Below are 18,955 nucleotides of genomic sequence, written 5' to 3' on the forward strand. Positions count from 1 at the left end.
CGCGCCCATAACCGGGGTTTGCCAGCGCGCCTTGCGCGCATGCTGCATGAGGTGCAGGGTGTTGGCGCCCTGCACGGATAGAAGTTCGTTCGGGCACTGGCTCGAACGCTCATCACACCCCGACCCCGGACCAGGATGGCACAGCCATGTCGCGCCAAGGCATCACGCGCTCAACAACCTACAGGAGCCACCATGAAATCCAAGCCCTTCACGTGATCAAAAACGGCTTGACATACAAGTCCCCATAGAAGCCGACGTTCGAATGTCCGTCGGAGTGCGAGGCTCGAACGGCCGTAGATGGCCGACTATCGCCTGATGCGCCCAGCGTTTGCCACTCCGCAAGTGGCGCTCGACTTTCTCGCGCACGGTCGCTGGCGAAAGGTTGGTCTCAGGTAGTTCCGCGGCGCGCACCACCCTCACGAATAACCGGCAGCAGGCCGCTGCCGGTTTCAACTACACTCTCATCCGTCAATTTGCTGAATGCCGGCCAGTCGCCACGCCTGGTTGCCACGTGCGTCGCTGACCATGTTCCAGACTTCCTGGAACGGCTGGGCAGTCGGCGCATCGTCTTCCCGCATTTGACCGTAAAAGCGAACGCTAACCAGCGTTTCATCCGCATTGCGTTCTGTGCCAAGCACTTCCGCGTCAAGTTGCGTGACTTCCGTATGACTCACCTGGCGACCCCGAGCTTCGAGGTCCCGCTTGATTTGCGCGAACATCTCCGGCGTCGTCAATTCGAACAGGTCACCCTGCTCGTTCCGGTCCCATGCGCCTTGAAGGCGCATGAACAAGGTCTTTGCCGATACAAGAAACGCCGCCTGATCTTGCTCGAGTGGTAGTCCCGTTGTCCTCTCCGTGTCCGCTGCTCCCGTCGAACCCATCGCCGCGTTCGGCCAGCCCCGCAAGTTCGCTTCAGGCCGCGCTTGCGGGATCTGATTCAGAAACCGTGAGCCGTTCGTTTGCTGGCGGTTCACGGGACCGTGTCCATAGGCAAGATCCGGACGACGCCGGTTGGCGATAAAGCGGAACAGCATCACGCCGGCGAAAATCACCGCCCCGATCAGCAACGCATTCGACAGCATCTGCGCCAGCCCTTCGCCCAGGCCAAACGACGACAGTAATGCTGCAATCCCAAGGCCCGCAGCGAGACCTGCCAGCGGGCCCATCCAGCGGTTACCCGCTGCCGCAGCAGGCGCCTGCGCGGCCTGTTGTGCCGGCTGTGCCTGTTGTGCCTGTTGGCTTCGCTGCGCTTGTCCAGACGGCGACGCCGTCTGCGACTGCCGCCCGATGCTTTGACTCCCGCCTACGCGCTTCGCCTCGGCGTCGTTCGACGCCACGGCGCCCAGCGCCAGCAGTCCCGCCAGACCGAGCGCGGCTGTCCCGCGCGTGACTGCACCGGCAGCACGTCGTAATTTGTTGATGATTTGCGTGTACATAAAAACCTCTTTCGATGAGTCGCGAAACTGCCCGCAACGCGCTCCATTTGCGCGCGCAAATACATTACGAACAGTAATATTTTTAGCTACGCAAGCTCGCCGCTAGTTGTGCCTTCGATCCATCAAAAGCGGCGTGAAAACCGTTGCCGTGGATGTAGTGCTCCAGTTGCCGGATGGTGTGTTCCTGCTCGGAAATCAGGTTCTTGATCAGGTCGCCGATCGACACCATTCCTGTCACCTGCCCTGCCCTGATCACAGGCAGATGGCGAATCCGATGTTCTGTCATGATCGCCATGCACTCATCCGTCGTCTGCTCCGGACTGACATAACGCACCGCCGTCGACATGATGTCGCGCACAGGCGTATTCGTTGACGAGCGTTCCATCAGAACGATCTTCCGGGCGTAATCGCGCTCCGTCACGATGCCGGCTATGCGCCCGTCGTGCGTGGCGATGAGCGCTCCAACCTCCCGGTGAGCCATGATCGATATCGCGTTGCAAACCGAAGCGGATGCCTCGATCGACCACACTGTCCGGGAAGCTTTCGCACGCAGCAATTCTGCAACCGATGCCATATGTCACCTCTGTCAGCTGTCATGAAACGCCCGCCGACGCTTCGGGGCGAGGTTTTAATCTAACTGAGCTCATGCCAACATAAAATTCGTATTTTTATTGTTGATACTTCGAGAAAAACGTATCTTTCCGTAATCGGTGGAGGGTTCGTGAATTTCAAGCATCTCTATTACTTTTGGGTCGCGGCTCGCGCGGGCGGCATCGTGCGCGCGGGCGAGCAGTTGCACATCACGCCGCAAACGCTCAGTGGCCAGATCAAGCTTCTCGAAGAGGCGCTGGATAAGAAGCTGTTCAGGAAAACCGGCCGCACGCTCGAACTGACCGATGCGGGGCGCCTCGCGCTCGACTACGCCGACGAGATATTTTCGTTAGGTTCGGAACTCGAAAGCGCTGTGCGGCGCGAAAGCGAATCCGGTGCGCAAACGCGGTTTCGCGTCGGGATCGCGGATTCGGTCCCCAAGGCGATTGCGTACCGGCTGCTGGAACCCGCGCTGAGCGCCTCGGCGTCGCTGCGCATGATCTGTCACGAAGGCAAACTGCACGCGCTGCTCGCGCAACTGGCCGTGCACCGCCTCGATCTGATCATCGCGGACGCCCCCATTCCCGTCGACGTCAACATCAAGGCATTCAATCACCGCCTCGGACGTTCGACGCTAAGCTGCTTCGGAACCCAGGCGCTGATTCAAGGCAGCAAAAAACGCTTCCCGATGTCGCTCGACAAGCTGCCTGTGCTACTGCCCGGCACGGAATCCGCCGTGCGGCGCAAGCTGGATCACTGGCTCGCCTCGCACGCCATTTCGCCGCGCATCGTCGGCGAGTTCGACGACGGAGCGATGACCATGGCATTCGGCCGCGAAGGCCGCGGCCTGCTGTTCGCGCCAACCGTGCTCGAAAGCCAGCTGCAGACAGAGCACAACCTGACGATAGTCGGGCAGATCAATTCGATCGTCGAGGAATTTTTCGCAATCTCTATCGAGCGCCACATCAGCCACCCGGCTGTCGCGATGATCATGGACGCGGCGCGTAGCGAACTGTTCAACGTTTAGCGGGGCCGTTTCCGATGTGAACGCGACGTTCGAATGTCCTCGTGAGAGCGCGTGCCGGTGGCTGACGATGGCCGCACCCGGCCGGATGGCCACGCACTCGCATAAGCACCACGAATTGAGCAACGGCGATAAATGAATAGGCTCCAGCAAAACGGTGGGATTGATTCGAAGGACAATGCTCAGTCTCGATCAAACTTCAACGCTTCATTGGAGGAAATTGGGCCATGAAGAACTCGCCGCGGATCTGGCCGGCGCTTCCTGCGTTGATTCTTTCGCTCGCTGGCTGCGCGGCGGGCGGCATATCGCAAAGCTTGCCGCCATTAAGCGCTGCGCAATGCCGCGACCTGGCCGCGCTCAGGAACAACGCCCCTCCCACCCCTGAGCGAAGCCGGAGCGAACTGGCGGCCCTGAGGAAAGCGGGCTACGACCCATCACCATGGTTCGATCCACACTACCCGGAGGATCTGCAGGCGGCGCAGCGTCAGGTCGATCGTTGGTATCAGGCGGAATGCCAGCAGGCGGAACCCGACTAAGGCGCCGGCGTCGTCCGCGATACGGCTGCGCTGACGATGATCGCAATGCGATAGTTCCATTGGGCCGATCGCGCCTTGCGAGCCGAGAAATGGAACCGTGCAAAGGTCGCCCATCGACCCTTTATGTCATTCGACAACAGCTCTTGCCACCGTCTCTTTCTGAAGTACTGCGGTCGTTCGTTCACTACTTTACCAACGGATGTTGGTGGAAAGCCGGCAGTACGCTGTTTCGCGGAGATTGACTGCAGTCGCACAATCGATCTCGCCTTTATCGCGGCGACGTCCCGGCAATTCGTCGCCGCGTTCGCCGGTTGCAACCGACTGAGGGGCCCGATATGGCAATGCCAGGAAGCGAATTACCCGGCGGCCGCCAAGCTCCGGTGATAGGTAGCGCCCAGCGGTGCGTTGCTATCCGAGCCTTCCAGAACCAATCGAGCGGCATTGTTTTAGGGGCAGTCCGCTAGGCCTTGTCGCGCCTAGAGGCCGCTACCCCGGTAAACGGCATCGAAATCACGGGGACCCCGAGTCGCAATGCGCGCCTGCTGCCTGCGGATGATCGAACGCGCCGCGCGGGCCAGCGCGAGATCGAGTGCGCCGCGCCAGTCTCTTGCGATCGACGTCACGACGACAGGCGTCGCATCGGGCGTCTGCACCTGCACCTGGCAGCGTTTGTCGAGTCCGCCGCGCGGGCCGTTGATGTCCGACATGCTGACGGTCGCCTTCGAAATCAGCCAGTCCATGCGGCGAAACACGAACCGGATGCGTTGGCGCGCGAAGCTGCGCAGACGGACGGCTTCACGGTCGCGGGACTTGAACAGGACTTGCATGAGACACCTCCTTCGTGGGTACGGCTCAAGAGTACGGTGAGAAGGCGTCGAGGAAAAAGCAGAAATAACGGAAATGCAGCTTCGGAAAAACCGAACCTTCTTTTTCGTGATCACGAACGCGCTCACGCATGCGCCGCACTCAACACCTTTTGCGTCAAAGGAGCAAGAATGGCATGGACGGCCAGCTTCGAAATGCCATCCGTCAAGCCGACCGCGAAGCGCGCGACGGTCCCGCTGGCCGCTTCGCGCACTTCGTCGTGCAACGCGCGCCCGGCCGCGTCCGCGGCCCTGCACCTGCATCAAATGCGCTCGCCAACACGAGCAGGGCACCGCCGGGAACCCTGTCCGCTTACGCGCCGGCACCCGTCTCATCGAAGAATGAGGTTTTGTCCGTCCCGTTCGCTTTGGCGCGATACATCGCGCTATCGGCCTGGCGCATCAGGGCGTGTACATCAAGACGTTCGTCCGCGCTATTGGCACCGAGCATGCGCACGCCAATGCTGGCCGATACGGCGACGGGATGACCGCCGATCTCTCGAAGCCCATGAAGGATGTCGTGAATACCGTCGGCAATCGCGCGCGCGCCGGCGTCGCCATGCACGTGGCGGGCGAGCACCGCGAACTCGTCGCCTCCCAGGCGGGCAACCGTATCGCCGCGGCGAATGCGTGTCTGCAGACCGTTGGCGAAGCACTGCAACAGTTCATCACCCACCGCATGCCCATAAGCGTCATTGACGTACTTGAAGCCGTCGAGATCGATGAACATCAAGACAGACTGTCCTTTATCGTCGTCTCGCGCCGCAGTCGCTTTAGCGATCGCCTGCTCGAGGCGAATGCGGTTGCTGAGTCCTGTCAGAGGGTCCGTCGCAGCCTGCCGTTCGAGCCGATGCACGAGGGCCATCAAGTACACGGAAGTCGCCGCGATGCTGAGCATGATGCCCAATCCCACCGCGAGGTTTTCTCTCCACCACGGCTCGACGCGCATCAAAATCACGACGCCTGCAAGCGCAACTGCACATGAAAGTAGCAACGGCCGCTTGCCGTGGCGGCAACCGGCACCCACAAGGAACCAGAACACGACCCAGAGCAAGGGCAGCGCCACGCGCCCGCCGAGCGCCAAGGCAGTCATGACAAGCGCCTGGTCTGCAATGGTGGTGACCGTCAATCGAAGGCGCGGCCGAACTGTCGCGGCGGCCGCGGCTATGTATGTCACCACGCCGAATACCACGTATGCGAAAACCACACCCAGAGTGTCATACGCGGCGGCCGTGCGTTGGAGCGCGGCGACGGCGATATAGCCGATCAACACGACCGTGCCCAGGCATATCCGGAGGAGCGCCTGCTCCTTCTCAGGTTGTCCGCGAAAGACACCTAGAAACGTTTGCTCATGCCAACGCTGCGCGCCCGGCCGCTCCATGCCGTGTACCCCGTCAATATTGTCTTTTGCAGCGGGCATTCTATCGCTTTTGCCGGCGACCAATGCTTCTTGCCGCTCTCTCCGTCCGCTTCCTGAAAGCCGCCGTTCGAACGTCCGTTTGAGCGAACGGGTACCCAAGTCCTTGGGGTTGAGAAGCTAAGCGTGCTTTATTTTCCGCTTCCTGAAGCGACCCCTGCTGGAGGTTCACGCGCCTGCCGCCATGGAGCTTTGTCGCCGCAGCGAACTTGATGCGATGGATTGGGAGAATCCTGCGTCGGAGGGAGGCTGGATCCGCTATGCTGCTGAGTCAATCGAGCAGAAGGCAGCAGGCCATCAGAAGCAGCACAAAGGACGCGAACAGGCAGACGATAGCCGCGGTATGCAACAATTCGTCGTCGTGCGTGTAACACTCCTCTCTGTGGATTCGTTCGGCGATCAAGTGTGTAGAGTCGGTCTGCATGTCGTGCTCATGCATAGGTGGCCAGACTTTGGAAGTCATCGAACGAGTCTTGAAGACGCGTGGGGAACCGGCACCCTTCAGCACGAAAGCGCCGGTTTTGTTGCCCCTCCATCAAGGCCAATCGAGTGTCTCAGTGCTTACCAGGCATGGTCCCGCTCATGCCCATGGCCGGATCGCTAACCGAGTGCTTGCCGGTCTCCACCCGTCCTGCAAAGCGACGGTAGAACGCCTTATCGCTATCGCAGGTCACAGCAAAGTCGTACCACTGGCCACTGGACGCCAGAAACCAGTGAAGCGAGTCCATGCCTGTGCCTGCCAGTTGAACCTGCCATGGGCCATCGGTGCGGTAGGCCATCGGCGTAATCGTGAAGTTGCAGGCACTCTTGCCGGTATTCATCAGGTCGGCATAAACGTCGCCGTTGGCGATGTCGTAGCAGACGCGGATTTCCGGCGTGACCCCGCTGTCGGCAAGGCGGCTCAGGTCGCCTTTGAAATGCCGGTGATAACCGTTCGGGCCTAGCACCCAAAGATCATACATGCCGAGGTTGTCCTGCTGCGCGTTCCAACTGTCGGCCAGCGTCTTACCGTCCTCGACCACGTAGCGACGCGGCACGCGATTCAGCTTGTAGCGGTCATACACATGGAACACCGCGGCCTGGGTACCGGTATTGGAAAACAGTAATTCGACAGTGCCGTTGGCCGCGCAGCGCGCGCTTGTGTGCAACTCATAAGGTAGCGCGCGAGAGGGTCGCGTGCCGCTTGCCTGGATCGGCAACTGCATGTCCACCGGCAGCGGCACGGCTGGCAGGGCCTGTTGCGAGTTGCGCAACTGGTCGGCCTCGGCCCGGGTGCTGCGCCCGTTCAGCGTGGGTAACAACTCATTGTTGGGAGTTTTGAAGTTGAAGGCGCTAGTCAGGTCTCCGCACACGGCGCGGCGGTACGGGCTGATATTGGTCTCCTTCACACCAAAGCGCTCTTCCAGGAAGCGCAGCACCGACGTATGGTCGAAGACCTGCGAATTGACCCAGCCCCCGCGACTCCATGGCGAGATCACGTACAGCGGCACGCGCGGGCCGGGCCCGTAGACGCGACCGTCCTGCGCGGGCTGGTCCTTGCTGCCCTGCGGCGCCGGATAGGCGTGGTACTCGAACCGCATGTCATCATCGGACAGTGTGGTTTTGCCTGCCAACGTCTGATCGGGATTTCGTGACGGCGCCGACGGCGAGGGCATGTGGTCGAAGTAACCGTCGTTTTCGTCGAAATTGATCAACAGCACGGTTTTGCTCCACACTTCGGGCACAGCTGTCGGCGCATCGAGTACCTCTTGAAGGAACCACGCGCCCTGAACCGGACTGGATGGCCCGGGGTGTTCGCAATAGATCGATGGCGCATTGATCCAGCTGACCTGCGGTAGCCTGCCTTCGCGGATGTCGCGCTTGAACGCATCGAGGTAGCTTTCCGGCGTGGTGCCCGGCAGCGTGTTCGCGATGCCCTTGTACAGCGGGTTGGCTGCGTTGTCCGCGGCTGCATCGTAGGCGTGATAGGGCAAGGGCTGCCCGGTATCGGCATAGGGATTGCCCGGCGCTCCGCCACTGGCCACGGGGAAGCCCGAGGCCAGATTGGCGCGGCGAAATTGCTGGAAGGCGCCCAGCATGTTGTCACCCCATTCGTCCGGCATGTTCTGGTACGAGATCCAGCTCACGCCCGCATCTTCGAGGCGCTCTGCATAAGTCTTCCAGGTGTAGCCTGTATCGACCGAAGCCGCCAGGCCGTCGATGTAGTCCCACTCATTGTTGACGAAAGCCACGCCAGCGGCAGTGGGACCGTTCGTGCCCGTGATGTGGAAGGAGCGGTTGGCATCGGTACCCGTATGCATCGAACAGTGATACGCATCGCACAGCGTGAAGGCATTGGCCAGCGCGAACTGAAACGGGATTTCCTTTTCCTTGAAGTAGCCCATCGAGACATCTGTCTTGTAGGTGGGCCAATTCGACATACGGCCGCTGTCCCACGCGTTCTGGCTGTCCACCCACGTGTGATTGGCGCCCGATGCGCGCTGTGCGTTGTTGGCGCTGCCGTCAAGGTGATACGGGGTGAGTACAGCGCCGTTGCCGCGCTGCTGCTGCCAGACCTTGCGGCCGTTGGCCAGCGGAATGGTGAAGCGGTCACCGAAGCCGCGTACGCCCTTGAGCGTGCCGAAATAATGGTCAAACGAGCGATTCTCCTGCATCAGGATAATCACATGCTCGACGTCCTTGATGGTGCCGGTGGCGTTGTTGGCGGGAATTGCCAGCGCGCGGCGGATGCTAAGCGGGAAGCTGGCCAGCGTGGCAGCGGCAAAGCCGGCGCCACTAGCGGCTTTCAGAAATTTGCGGCGTGAAATCATTGAGTGTTCTTCTGCAGGCTCGGTCGTAGCTCAAGGCGCGCAGCGCTTGACCGGGCTGGGTTGTTCGGAGTCCGACTTGGTGGGCGTGCTTGTGGACGTGTTTGTGGACGAATCGGTACCGCCGCACGAGGCGAGCATGGCGGCCGCGATCAGGGAAGCGGCAAGCGTTCTTATGAGTCTTTGGATGGACATGGCGTCAACATTGTCTAATTTAAGAAAGCTTTATGTTTTATTTTAGAAAGAAAAACGTAATGCTGACGCGAGTGTAGGAAGGCAATGTGACCGCTGTGTGATCAGGTGGCGCGACTGAAGATGTTTAAAGAGGCAGGCAGAACAGGATGAAGCAGCAGACGCTGGCGATGGCAGCCGATCAAGGTGCGGGTTTCGAGACGCACCGCAAACGCACGCGCGACGAGTTTCTCGACACGATGAATGCGATCGTGCCATGGCCGCAGTTGTGCGCGGTGATCGAGCCGCATTATCCGAAGCGCGGCAATGGCCGCCCGCCAATTGGTCTGGAGCGCATGCTGCGGATCCACTTCGTGCAGCACTGGTTCAATCTGGCCGACTTCGCTTGCGAATAGGCACTCTACGACAGCGCCAGCCTGCGTCGCTTTGCCGGCATTGATCTGGGTTGCGAAGCTGTGCCCGATGCGACGACGCTGCTCAAATTCCGGCGCCTGCTGGAGACGCTCAAACTGGGCGAGCAATTGTTTGCCGAAGTCAGCCGGGTGCTGCAGGCCAGCGGCATGAAGCTCAAAAGCGGCACCATCGTGGACGCGACGATCATCGGCGCGCCGAGCTCGACGAAGAATGAGCAGAAGGCGCGCGACCCCGAGATGCATCAGACCCGCAAGGGCAAGCAATCGTGTGTGTCACGAACCTGAGCGCAAGCTTGGGATGCTGTACCGAAGATGGAAGTAGGTCTTCCGAAGTCGGCCTGCAGGGGCAGGCTTCAAACCGCCCGGTGCCGCTGCGTTCAAAAGGCGTGGTGGTGAGAGACTGTGGAAAAGTCACCCGTTGAAGGTGGCAGGCAAGTATTGAGAAGCGGTCCGCTGATAGTCAATGAAATATCAGCGGACCCACGGGCAATGGAGCGACTACGACTCCGCTTTCCCGGTATGCCCACGAAGAATGCTGGCGAGCAGTGCGCCGACCCCAAACTCCCAGGGCGCAATGCGATGCGAATGGTTGACCGTGTTGATGAGCGCACCGAATCGCGGGCTCGATATCGTCACCGTATCGCCGATCTGATGCGTGAATCCTTGCCCTGGCACGCTACGATCCGCGGTCGGTGCAAACAACGTCCCGAGATAAAGCATCATTCCGTCCGGGTATTGATGGTGAGAGCCCATCGCTTGCGCAACGAGTTCTGTCGGGTCCCGGCTGATGCGTTTCATGGAGCTCGCCCCTGTCAGAACATATCCATCTGTTCCTTCTACGCGTAGCGAAAGCTCCGCAGCCCGAACATCATCGAGACCGAATCTACTGTCGAAGAGGCGAATGAACGGGCCAATCGAAGCTGACGCGTTGTTGTCCTTCGCCTTACCGAGCAGCAGCGCACTCCGGCCTTCGAAATCCCGGAGATTGACGTCGTTCCCAAGCGCGGCGCCGACGATTTCCGCCCGGCTGGTCACTGCCAGCACGATTTCAGGCTCCGGGTTATTCCACTGCGAATTTTCATGAATTCCGATTTCGCTGCCGGTACCGACAACGGACATGGGCTGCGCTTTCGTGAAAATTTCCGCATCGGGACCGATGCCGACTTCCAGATACTGCGACCACATTCCTTCCTGAATAAGGGTCTTCGCGGAAAAGAGTGATGAAAAATCTCCATTTTTCAGATTCGAGGCAGCATGCAAGTGAGGATCTTCAGGCGCAGATACTGCTCATCTCGCAATCCGTACGCGCGTCGTTGGATGACCCGAATCTTGTTATTGAGTCCCTCAACGAAGCCGAGCGGCACCTTGTTTTCTGGCTTGCAATAGGAAGCAATCCCCTCCCAATGACGCTCGACCATCGCGGCAAACTTCTCATAGGGCTTCAAACGCTGCCACCTCAGGCTGGATTTCCAGTTCTCGAAGAAGCGACGTGCCCAGCCTTCGCGCTCGTAGTCCCACAACTGCCCGAACGACTCCTTGAGCAGGTACGCGGTATTCAGCCGTCGGTTCGCTGCGAGAAGCGTCTTCAACGAGTTCCTGCCTTCCATCGACAGGTTTTCGCGATGACTAAGCAGAACGTACTTCTGGCCTTTGATGTAGCGCCGCTGCTCGCCTTGCAGGCGAGCGTATTCGCTCTTGCGCACTTCATCCAGGGCTTCGTTGAGCTGCTTTATGACGTGGAATTTGTCGTACAGGATGGCCGCATGCGGCACGCGTTCCTGCGCGACGTTGTAAAACGGCCGCCACATGTCCATCACGACAAGCCGGATGCCGCGGGCCTTTTTCTCGCCCAGCCAGTCATAGAACTGATGCATGCTGGCCTCCTTTCGATCTTCGCCACCGAACCAGATCGCACGGCCCCGTATCAGGTCGCTCACAACAATGCGGTACGTCTGTCCCCTGCCAATCGAAATCTCGTCGATGCCGATGACCTTCGGCCCAGGCGTGCCGAACCGCTCCAGTTGCGCCCGCATGTACTGCATCTCGAGGTCCTTGACCGTGTGCCAGTGCAATCGCAGTTCGTCGGCCACGTCCTTGATCGTGCTCTCGCGACAGCGACGACCGACGTACCACGCGAAGCGCTTCGTGTAGTGAGGGTTGTCCGCCAGAAAGCTCAGTCGTTCGCCTTTCACGCTGCCATCGCATCGACAGCGGACCCGACGAGCTTCGAGTTCCAGGTAAATCCGTACGTCGCCGTTCGGCAGATCTCGAACGCGACGCACCGTGCGATCGTGGATCGAGCACCGTCGACCACATCCCTTGCAGGCCGTTTTTTTGAGCGCCGAACCAGCGTGACTACGCGTGCCATGCGATCACCGAAGACACCGCGCAGCGCTTCGCAAGGACGGAATCCGTCGAACCGGTATGCGTCAGAAAGACGCTTGAGTTTGCGTGAAGTAGCCATCGCGAAATCATGCCCGATTTCGCGAGGCCATCAAGACGCGCGAACCCTTACCCAGATTGGCTCTCCGACGTTTTCATCATGAAAAACCATCACACTTTTCCGCGAAGATCCCTGAATAAGTACGTGGCGCACCGCTTCGGCTTCGGCAGACCCCGGGCGAACGCTTGCGAGCCGATCGCCCAGTACTGACATGACACGCGCGCGCACTTCGTCGGCCCGGCTCGCGTCGCCTCCCGAGCGCTCCTCGATCACCCGCTCCAGAAGGCTTTCGACGAACGTCACACCGCTCGCCTTGACCGCCTGAAGGTCACATGGCGCGATGAGCCAAGGAGTCGACGGATCGCGCCGATCGAAGGCGGAATTGGCAAGAACCAGGTCCAGTGTCGCAAGTCTCGGCAGGTTCGCAGCGGCCTCCTTCAGCCGAAGGCCGATTCCTGGCTGCTCAAGCAGCGTGCTGGTCGTCAGCGCGAACGACGACACATCTACCAGTTCGCCCCCGATAACGGCAACAGGACACGGCGCGCCGATATCGGGGCACCACGCGCGCCCCACGAGCACCGCCTGCTCCAGATCGTCAGGCAACGCGGATCGGTCATTCAATGGCATCTAATCTTTTTCCAACCTGGTATGGGTTATTGCTGAGCATCAGTGCGGTGCACGCTCTACTTGTGCCTGACAACAGCGGCTCACATGATTGCGCTGATTTGCCAAGGCACGAATTCGTTTTGCCCGTAACCGTGCTGCTCGCTACGAGAGCGTTTCCCGGAGGCCACGTCGAGCAGCAGTTGGAACAGCACTGCGCCAAGTTGCTCGATCGTTGTGCTGCCTTCCAGCACTTCTCCGCAGTTCAGGTCCATATCGTCGGACTGACGTTGCCACAGCGCGGTGTTTGTCGCGAGCTTTACCGATGGCGAGGGCGCGCAGCCGTAAGCCGAACCGCGTCCCGTCGTAAAGCAGATCAGGTTCGCACCGCCGGCAACCTGGCCGGTCGCCGACACCGGATCGTAGCCAGGCGTGTCCATGAACACGAGACCGCGCGCCTTGACCGGCTGAGCGTATTCGTACACCTCGACCAGGTTCGTGGAGCCTGCCTTTGCGATGCCGCCCAACGATTTCTCGAGGACGGTCGTCAAACCGCCGGCCTTATTGCCCGCCGACGGATTGTTGTTGATCTGCGCGCCTTGCCGCTGCGCGTATGCTTCCCACCACCTGATGCGATCGACCAGTTTCTGTCCCACTTGGGGCGTTACCGCGCGGCGGGTCAATAAGTGCTCGGCGCCATAAATCTCCGGCGTCTCCGAGAGAATCGCAGTACCGCCGCGCCGCACGAGCAAATCGACGGCTGCACCCAGCACAGGATTGGCCGTGACGCCCGAATATCCGTCCGACCCACCGCATTGAAGGCCAATGGTGAGATGACTTGCCGAAACCGTTTCCCGCTTAACGTCATTCGCGTCGGGCAACATCTGCCGAACCAGTTCGATACCTTTTGCAATTGTCAGGGTCGTGCCACCGGTGTCCTGAATCGTGAAGGTTCGCAAGCGGTCGTGTTCCCTGAGCCCCTGGGTTTCGAGCAGCCGCGAAATCTGATTCGTTTCACAGCCCAGGCCGATAACCAGCACGCCCGCGAAGTTGGGATGGCACGCATAGCCGCCAAGTGTGCGCTGGAGGATCGCGAGGCCGTCGCCTTCGGAGTCAATAGCGCAACCCGAACCATGGGTGAGCGCGACGACGCCATCGACGTTCGGAAACGCGGCCAACGCTTCAGGACGAATGTCACGGCGGAAATAGTCGGAAATGGCTCGCGCGACCGTGGCGGAGCAGTTCACCGAGGTAAGGATGCCGATGTAATTGCGCGTTGCCACACGGCCGTCTTCACGCACAATGCCGCGAAATGTCGCCGATTCAGTTGACGGGACAGTGGCACGTACGCCCTGACTGAATGCGTAGTCACGGGCGAATTCGCCCATCGCGAGATTATGGGTGTGAACGTGCTGCCCCGCGCGGATCGGCTGACTCGCAAAGCCGATGATCTGGCCATAACGGTGCACCGCTTCACCTTCACCGATGTCGCGTGTCGCCACTTTGTGACCGGGCGGGATCAATCCCGAGACCGTCACCGCTTCCTCATCCAGCACCGTGCCGGACATGAGCTGATCGAGGGCGATGACGACATCGTCAGCGGGATTGAGTCGAATGACGCGAACCGGTCCGACCGCGGTCGATGCGACAGACTTGCCCGCAACAGGGGACGACATGGAACTACTCCTTCGTTTCTCAATGCGTAACGACGGTTTCAGGATCGGCTGCACGACGTCGCATTACGCGCGGTGCAGCCGTGTTCAAACGACGTTTCAGCCAGCGCTCCACGGCGTCTTGCAGCGCGTGTACTCGAGTTGATAGAGCGTGGCGTCCGGCGCAACCGCAGCGGCCCCTGGCAAAGCAGTGAGCCCGGCAAGGAAAGCGTCCACTGTTGTGCGGACGTAGTCGGCACGGCATCCTTCGATCATCACGATCCATGTCGGCACCTGGGTGCCTTCCGAACGCGCCTTCTTCTCAGCAGTTTCGACCTTGCTGACGGCCTCATCGGCCAGACACAGGTGCACGCCCGTGATCCCGGGCCGGTCGGCGAGCGGCGGCAAGACCCGTTGACGCAATCCCTTCACGACATCGGCCCGCGCCGCGGAAGGCACGTCGAAGCGCACCGTCATGAGATTGACTCCCTGCCCAACACCTTCCGAATACGCCACATGGCAGATCGAGCGGGCCACGCTGCGAAACGAGGCGACGACCTGCTTCGTCCACGGCGTCGGCGAATTGAGCCGAAGCAGGTAGTCCTGCGCGCCGAGCACCTCCACGGTGTCGGCTTCGTACAGATTGAAGTACTCGGGGCCCGCATCCAGCGCAATGTAGCGCCGCCCGCGCCTGAACCCCGGAATCCCGGCGCGTTCCGGCATGTGCTCGCGGTTGTGCCACTCGTAGAATTCATCCTTCGCTTCCGGCAGCAGGTCATGCCAGATTGCGACGACGCCCGTTCCAGCAAGGCTCATATCTCCTCCTTCTACAGATCGAATCGTTTTATCGTGCCAACGGATATTCGCCACGGCCCCATGCCGTGCCAAGCGAATCCGCATACCGCACCACCTTCTGGCTCTGCTCGCCGAGTCCGCTGCCGCCGAGGGTCATGGTGTCGCCCGCTTTCAGAAAGACGGGCGGCTTCTGACCGAGGCCGACACCGGGAGGCGTCCCGGTAATAATGACGTCGCCAGCCATCAGTGGCATGAAGCGGCTGAGATACGCCACGATATGCGCGACGTTAAAGATCATCGTGCGTGTGTTGCCCGTCTGACGACGTGTGCCGTTGACGTCGAGCCACAGGTCGAGCACCTGCGGGTCGGGCACTTCATCGCGAGTTACGAGCCACGGGCCGAGCGGCGCAAAAGAGAAGCCGCTTTTGCCCTTGGTCCATTGGCCTTCGCGTTCGAGCTGATACGCGCGTTCGGAAACGTCATTGGCAAGGCAGTAACCCGCCACATGATCGAGCGCGGTGGCTTCATCGATCTGCCAGGCGGGTTTGCCGATCACCACGCCCAGTTCGACCTCCCAATCCAGCTTTTGCGCGTCTGCCGGCAAGATGACCGGATCGTTCGGACCGCTGATCGAACCCGTATGCTTGTTGAACACGACCGGTTCCCGCGGGATGGGCGTATCGGTTTCAGCGGCATGATCAGAGTAGTTCAGACCAATGCACACGAGGTTACGGACATTGCCGATACAGGCGCCCAGGCGCGTGCCCGCTTCCACGACGGGCAGGCGATTCAGATCGAGTTCGCTCAGCTTCGCAAGGGCCGCAGGCGAAACAGTCGTTCCGTCGATGTCGTCGACGACGCCGGTCAGATCGCGGATCGCGCCGCTTGAATCGATGACACCGGGATGCTCCTGACCAGGCTGGCCGAAACGGACGAGACGCATTTAAAGACTCCTATCAAGACAAAAAAAGTATCGGCAACGTGCCGAGATCACCGAAGCCGATATGCAACTCACTGCCGATCGGCAACTCGAGCACGCCCGCGTAAGAGCCCGTGATCACCGCCTGGCCGGCATGCAATCCAAGGCCGCGGACGCGGAGAAAATTGACGAGCCAAACGATCGGCGCGAGCACGGTGCGATCAGGGTGGCGGCCAGCAAAACTGACCGTGTCGTGTCCGGCGCGAGTCACACTGACGGTGAATTGGACCGGGAGATCGGCCGGCGTCGCGCCATCGCGCAACTCAACGCGTGGCCCAATGACAAGACCGGCGTTGAACAGACCGTCTGCCAGCAATTCAGGAAACGTCAGCGATTCTGGATGCGCATAGCGACTGCCCAGCAGTTCGAGCGCGAGGTGAACATTCCCGAGAGCGTCGAGCACCTCGGCTTCGCCATACGATTCGCGCCGTGGCGGCAGATCGCGAGCCAGCAAACAGGCGAGTTCAGGCTCTGCCCTTACCAAGGACTGCCCAGGCATGGCGCGAATGCGGCATTGGGCGCCTCGATGGATGACGGCGTCGTAGATTGGCGCAGCGATGAGTTTGCCCGCCGGCGGCAGCGCACATTTCCACGCGCCAGCCTGCCGGCCGAGCTGATCGCCCACCTGTTGCTGGATCGCGAAACCCTCGTCCAGATTCGCGGGCCGCAGCTCGATGGGAAGGCGCTCCACGAGCGTGCCTTGCCGGCGCGCCGCGACGAGGACACGTGCTGCCTGCTCATCCAACGCGGTGAGTCGCTCGAGAGCCTGAGCTGCGCCCGGCGCGTTCATGCCGCCTCGCTCGCATGTGCACCGACGCTCTGGCGCGGCCATACGGCACCCAGCTTCGCGGACGCTTGCTGCAATAGCGCGTAAAAGGCCTCGTAACGCTCCGGCTGAACCCGTGTGACCGGCCCGGCAATGCTCATGGTGCCGACCACCGCACCGTCAGGCAGCGCACGCACCAGCACCGCCAATGCGACGACACCCGGCTCGGCCTCTTCGACGACAAGGCCATAGCCACGCTGCCTGGTCCGCTCCAACTCCGGAATCAGCTGCTCGACGCTGGTAATGGCCTTCGGCGTCCATGCGCCCGCGGCGGACGCTTTTCCGAGTCCACCACGCAGGGCGTATTCGATCGCCTGGTCGTTCGGCATTCCAGCCAGCCACGCCTTGCCAACCGATGTGGCATGCAAGACGATGGGACTATGCATGGACGGCGAATACATCAGGCCCGGTGCCGCGCCCTGGGACGCTGCCAGCCATGCGAGTGTTCCTTCGTTGACCACCGTCAGCCGGACCAGCTCGCGGCACTGACCCGCGACCTCATCGAGGATCGGCTGCACCAGACCCGGCAGACCAAGCCCATGCAGGTACCGCTGACCGAGCAGGGACAGCTTCAAGGTCAGACGGTACTGGGAGGTCTGTTCATCCTGTTCCGCCCAGCCCTGCTCGCACAGTTGCGCGAGTACGCGATGCGCGGGGCCCTTCTCCAGCCCGAGTTCGGCGGCGATATCGGAGATGCGCATCCAGCGCGCCTCACGTGCGAGCAACTCGATCGCCTGCAGCGACCGGTCAACTGCTCCCTTGACAACTCTCATAATTGACGTAACATGATTCTTAATGGAACGGTGTTACAACAATAGACAAACAGCACCGGAAAGTCAATCACGATGGAGACAAGCATGAATCGGAACACCCGGGTTAAGCCTCACGGCAAGCGCCAGTCGAAGATCGCCGCGGCCAGCGGCTGGATCGGCTCGGCGCTGGAGTACTACGACTTCTTCATTTACGCGACCGCGGCGTCGCTGGTGTTCCCGCAGCTCTTCTTTCCGTCTGATAATCCAACGGTCGCCATCATCGCCTCACTGGCAACCTTCGGTGTCGGCTATATCGCCCGCCCGGTGGGCGCCGTCGTCCTCGGTCACTGGGGCGACCGCCACGGCCGCAAGACGGTGCTGCTCCTCTGCATGTTCCTCATGGGCTTTTCAACGATGGCCGTCGGGGTCCTGCCAACCTATAAGCAGGTCGGCATCTGGGCGCCGGTGCTGCTCGTGGTTCTTCGCCTCATCCAGGGCTTCGCGGTCGCCGGGGAGCTCTCCGGCGCCAGCTCGATGATTCTCGAGCACGCACCGTTCGGTCGGCGCGGCTACTTCGCGAGCTTTACCCTCCAGGGGGTGCAGGCCGGACAGCTCATGGCGGCAGCGATCTTCCTGCCTCTCGCGCATTTCATGCCCAGGGACCAGTTCACCTCCTGGGGCTGGCGGATTCCGTTCCTGCTCAGCATTGTCGTTCTCATCGCGGGCTACGTCATTCGCCGCAAAGTCGATGAGACCCCGGCGTTCGCCGAGGAGCGCGTGCACGGCGAAATTCCCGCCTCGCCAGTCGTCGAAGTGCTCCGGCAGAGCTGGGACGATGTCGTGCGCGTGGTCTGCATGGCGCTTACCGCCGTAATCGCCCTTGTCGCCGCGGTCTTCGGCACCGCCTACGCGGTTCAGCCGGCGTACGGCATCGGCTTCCCTCCCGGCATGTATCTGTGGATCCCTGTTCTGGGCAATATCTGCGCAGTGATCCTGATTCCCTTCGTCGGCAACCTCTCAGACAGGATTGGTCGCAGGCCGCCAGTCCTTGTCGGCACCCTCAGCGCCGGACTGCTCTCGTTCGTGTATCTGTACGCTATCAGCATCCATAACGTGTGGCTGGCGATGGTTCTCTCGGTGCTCATGTGGGGCATCGCCTATCAGGGCTTCAACGGCGTATTCCCGAGCCTGTTCTCCGAACTGTTCCGCACGCGCGTGCGCGTGTCCGGGATGGCCATTGGACAGAACGTCGGGACGACGCTTTCCGCGCTGCTCCCGGCATTCTTCGTCGCGGTCGCGCCCCCCGGCTCCGCCAATATTCCACTGAAGATCGGAGCCCTGACATTCGGCATCTGTGTCGTGGCCGCGATCGCCGCCTTTACCACGCGCGAGACGTACCGGGTCCGGCTCCACGATCTCGGCGACCGCAACGCGGTCCCTGTACCCAAAGGCGAATACGATCGTCTGCGCGCCGAGATGTTGCGTGAGGCGACCGGAACAGCCGACTCACAGGATCTGACGAACCAACTGCGCTCGTAGCCGAAAGCAAGGGCCATATCGGCAGCGACCGCCCGGCGCAACTTGCGCTGTTCGGACGAGCCGGGCAGGAACACGCGGCCGCGGCAC

15 protein-coding genes and 4 pseudogenes are annotated in these 18,955 nt (G+C 61.0%); 4 read left to right on the forward strand and 15 right to left on the reverse strand.

What is annotated here, in order from left to right:
* Positions 1 to 461: 461 nt before the first annotated feature.
* Together OKW26_RS25445 and OKW26_RS25450 are read right to left on the reverse strand one after the other, a co-directional pair.
* Positions 462 to 1,436: a Tim44 domain-containing protein gene (locus OKW26_RS25445; RefSeq protein WP_429355585.1), complete on the reverse strand. Its 975-nt coding sequence runs from the start codon at positions 1,434 to 1,436 to the stop codon at positions 462 to 464.
* Positions 1,437 to 1,518: 82 nt separating this feature from the next.
* A complete protein-coding gene (locus OKW26_RS25450) occupies positions 1,519 to 2,010 on the reverse strand; it encodes a CBS domain-containing protein (protein ID WP_429355586.1) in 492 nt (163 codons plus the stop codon).
* Between the two features lie 147 nt (positions 2,011 to 2,157).
* Between OKW26_RS25450 and nhaR the strand changes: the two genes are divergently transcribed.
* Positions 2,158 to 3,054: a transcriptional activator NhaR gene (gene nhaR / locus OKW26_RS25455; RefSeq protein WP_018419936.1), complete on the forward strand. Its 897-nt coding sequence runs from the start codon at positions 2,158 to 2,160 to the stop codon at positions 3,052 to 3,054.
* Between the two features lie 224 nt (positions 3,055 to 3,278).
* Complete coding sequence (locus OKW26_RS25460; RefSeq protein WP_187614534.1) at positions 3,279 to 3,587, forward strand: DUF4148 domain-containing protein; 309 nt, start codon at positions 3,279 to 3,281, stop codon at positions 3,585 to 3,587.
* Between the two features lie 476 nt (positions 3,588 to 4,063).
* On the opposite strand, the gene OKW26_RS25465 is transcribed toward OKW26_RS25460, so the two are convergent.
* From OKW26_RS25465 to OKW26_RS25485, 5 genes and pseudogenes are all read right to left on the reverse strand, one after another.
* Positions 4,064 to 4,414, reverse strand: coding sequence for an HPF/RaiA family ribosome-associated protein (locus OKW26_RS25465; protein WP_184066411.1), 351 nt, complete (start codon positions 4,412 to 4,414; stop codon positions 4,064 to 4,066).
* A 161-nt stretch (positions 4,415 to 4,575) separates the two neighbouring features.
* A pseudogene (locus OKW26_RS25470) lies at positions 4,576 to 4,686 on the reverse strand (LysR family transcriptional regulator); the annotation flags it as partial.
* A gap of 77 nt (positions 4,687 to 4,763) precedes the next feature.
* Entirely contained in the window at positions 4,764 to 5,870 is a 1,107-nt protein-coding gene (locus tag OKW26_RS25475; protein WP_429355587.1) for a diguanylate cyclase domain-containing protein, read from the reverse strand.
* Between the two features lie 268 nt (positions 5,871 to 6,138).
* Positions 6,139 to 6,291: a hypothetical protein gene (locus OKW26_RS25480; protein WP_187614535.1), complete on the reverse strand. Its 153-nt coding sequence runs from the start codon at positions 6,289 to 6,291 to the stop codon at positions 6,139 to 6,141.
* A 130-nt stretch (positions 6,292 to 6,421) separates the two neighbouring features.
* The gene (locus OKW26_RS25485; RefSeq protein WP_429355588.1) at positions 6,422 to 8,677 is read right to left on the reverse strand and encodes a phosphocholine-specific phospholipase C; all 2,256 of its coding nucleotides are present in this window, start codon (positions 8,675 to 8,677) and stop codon (positions 6,422 to 6,424) included.
* 338 nt (positions 8,678 to 9,015) lie between these two features.
* Between OKW26_RS25485 and OKW26_RS25490 the strand changes: the two are divergent.
* Positions 9,016 to 9,543, forward strand: a pseudogene (locus tag OKW26_RS25490) (IS5 family transposase); the annotation flags it as partial.
* Between the two features lie 234 nt (positions 9,544 to 9,777).
* Here OKW26_RS25490 and OKW26_RS25495 read toward each other — a convergent pair.
* The 8 genes and pseudogenes from OKW26_RS25495 to OKW26_RS25530 all read right to left on the reverse strand — a co-directional run.
* Positions 9,778 to 10,470, reverse strand: a pseudogene (locus OKW26_RS25495) (fumarylacetoacetate hydrolase family protein); the annotation flags it as partial.
* Between the two features lie 47 nt (positions 10,471 to 10,517).
* A pseudogene (locus OKW26_RS25500) lies at positions 10,518 to 11,609 on the reverse strand (ISL3 family transposase); the annotation flags it as partial.
* 164 nt (positions 11,610 to 11,773) lie between these two features.
* A complete protein-coding gene (locus OKW26_RS25505) occupies positions 11,774 to 12,349 on the reverse strand; it encodes a hypothetical protein (protein ID WP_429355589.1) in 576 nt (191 codons plus the stop codon).
* An 80-nt stretch (positions 12,350 to 12,429) separates the two neighbouring features.
* Positions 12,430 to 14,001, reverse strand: a complete 1,572-nt coding sequence (locus tag OKW26_RS25510) for a UxaA family hydrolase (protein ID WP_429355590.1) — start codon at positions 13,999 to 14,001, stop codon at positions 12,430 to 12,432.
* Between the two features lie 96 nt (positions 14,002 to 14,097).
* Positions 14,098 to 14,847 carry a hypothetical protein gene (locus OKW26_RS25515; RefSeq protein ID WP_429355591.1) on the reverse strand — a complete coding sequence of 250 codons (750 nt, stop codon included), beginning with the start codon at positions 14,845 to 14,847 and terminating at the stop codon, positions 14,098 to 14,100.
* A complete protein-coding gene (locus OKW26_RS25520; RefSeq protein WP_429355592.1) occupies positions 14,822 to 15,715 on the reverse strand; it encodes a fumarylacetoacetate hydrolase family protein in 894 nt (297 codons plus the stop codon). Before OKW26_RS25520 ends, OKW26_RS25515 begins: the two co-directional genes overlap by 26 nt.
* A gap of 13 nt (positions 15,716 to 15,728) precedes the next feature.
* Positions 15,729 to 16,541 carry a 2-keto-4-pentenoate hydratase gene (locus OKW26_RS25525; protein WP_429355593.1) on the reverse strand — a complete coding sequence of 271 codons (813 nt, stop codon included), beginning with the start codon at positions 16,539 to 16,541 and terminating at the stop codon, positions 15,729 to 15,731.
* Positions 16,538 to 17,350 carry an IclR family transcriptional regulator gene (locus tag OKW26_RS25530; RefSeq protein ID WP_184067543.1) on the reverse strand — a complete coding sequence of 271 codons (813 nt, stop codon included), beginning with the start codon at positions 17,348 to 17,350 and terminating at the stop codon, positions 16,538 to 16,540. Before OKW26_RS25530 ends, OKW26_RS25525 begins: the two co-directional genes overlap by 4 nt.
* Positions 17,351 to 17,434: 84 nt before the next feature.
* On the opposite strand from OKW26_RS25530, the gene OKW26_RS25535 reads away from it, so the two are divergent.
* A complete protein-coding gene (locus OKW26_RS25535; protein WP_429355594.1) occupies positions 17,435 to 18,868 on the forward strand; it encodes an MFS transporter in 1,434 nt (477 codons plus the stop codon).
* The last annotated feature ends 87 nt before the right edge of the window (positions 18,869 to 18,955 follow it).

Origin of the sequence: Paraburkholderia sp. 32, assembly GCF_050435345.1 — a bacterium.
Lineage (GTDB): Bacteria > Pseudomonadota > Gammaproteobacteria > Burkholderiales > Burkholderiaceae > Paraburkholderia > Paraburkholderia tuberum.

Coding starts and splice junctions, on each gene's coding strand:
- OKW26_RS25445 (WP_429355585.1), bottom strand. CDS start 1,436: ATGTACACGCAAATCATCAACAAATTACGACGTGCTGCCGGTGCAGTC.
- OKW26_RS25450 (WP_429355586.1), bottom strand. CDS start 2,010: ATGGCATCGGTTGCAGAATTGCTGCGTGCGAAAGCTTCCCGGACAGTG.
- OKW26_RS25460 (WP_187614534.1), top strand. CDS start 3,279: ATGAAGAACTCGCCGCGGATCTGGCCGGCGCTTCCTGCGTTGATTCTT.
- OKW26_RS25465 (WP_184066411.1), bottom strand. CDS start 4,414: ATGCAAGTCCTGTTCAAGTCCCGCGACCGTGAAGCCGTCCGTCTGCGC.
- OKW26_RS25475 (WP_429355587.1), bottom strand. CDS start 5,870: ATGCCCGCTGCAAAAGACAATATTGACGGGGTACACGGCATGGAGCGG.
- OKW26_RS25480 (WP_187614535.1), bottom strand. CDS start 6,291: ATGCAGACCGACTCTACACACTTGATCGCCGAACGAATCCACAGAGAG.
- OKW26_RS25485 (WP_429355588.1), bottom strand. CDS start 8,677: ATGATTTCACGCCGCAAATTTCTGAAAGCCGCTAGTGGCGCCGGCTTT.
- OKW26_RS25505 (WP_429355589.1), bottom strand. CDS start 12,349: ATGCCATTGAATGACCGATCCGCGTTGCCTGACGATCTGGAGCAGGCG.
- OKW26_RS25510 (WP_429355590.1), bottom strand. CDS start 14,001: ATGTCGTCCCCTGTTGCGGGCAAGTCTGTCGCATCGACCGCGGTCGGA.
- OKW26_RS25520 (WP_429355592.1), bottom strand. CDS start 15,715: ATGCGTCTCGTCCGTTTCGGCCAGCCTGGTCAGGAGCATCCCGGTGTC.
- OKW26_RS25525 (WP_429355593.1), bottom strand. CDS start 16,541: ATGAACGCGCCGGGCGCAGCTCAGGCTCTCGAGCGACTCACCGCGTTG.
- OKW26_RS25530 (WP_184067543.1), bottom strand. CDS start 17,350: ATGAGAGTTGTCAAGGGAGCAGTTGACCGGTCGCTGCAGGCGATCGAG.
- OKW26_RS25535 (WP_429355594.1), top strand. CDS start 17,435: ATGAATCGGAACACCCGGGTTAAGCCTCACGGCAAGCGCCAGTCGAAG.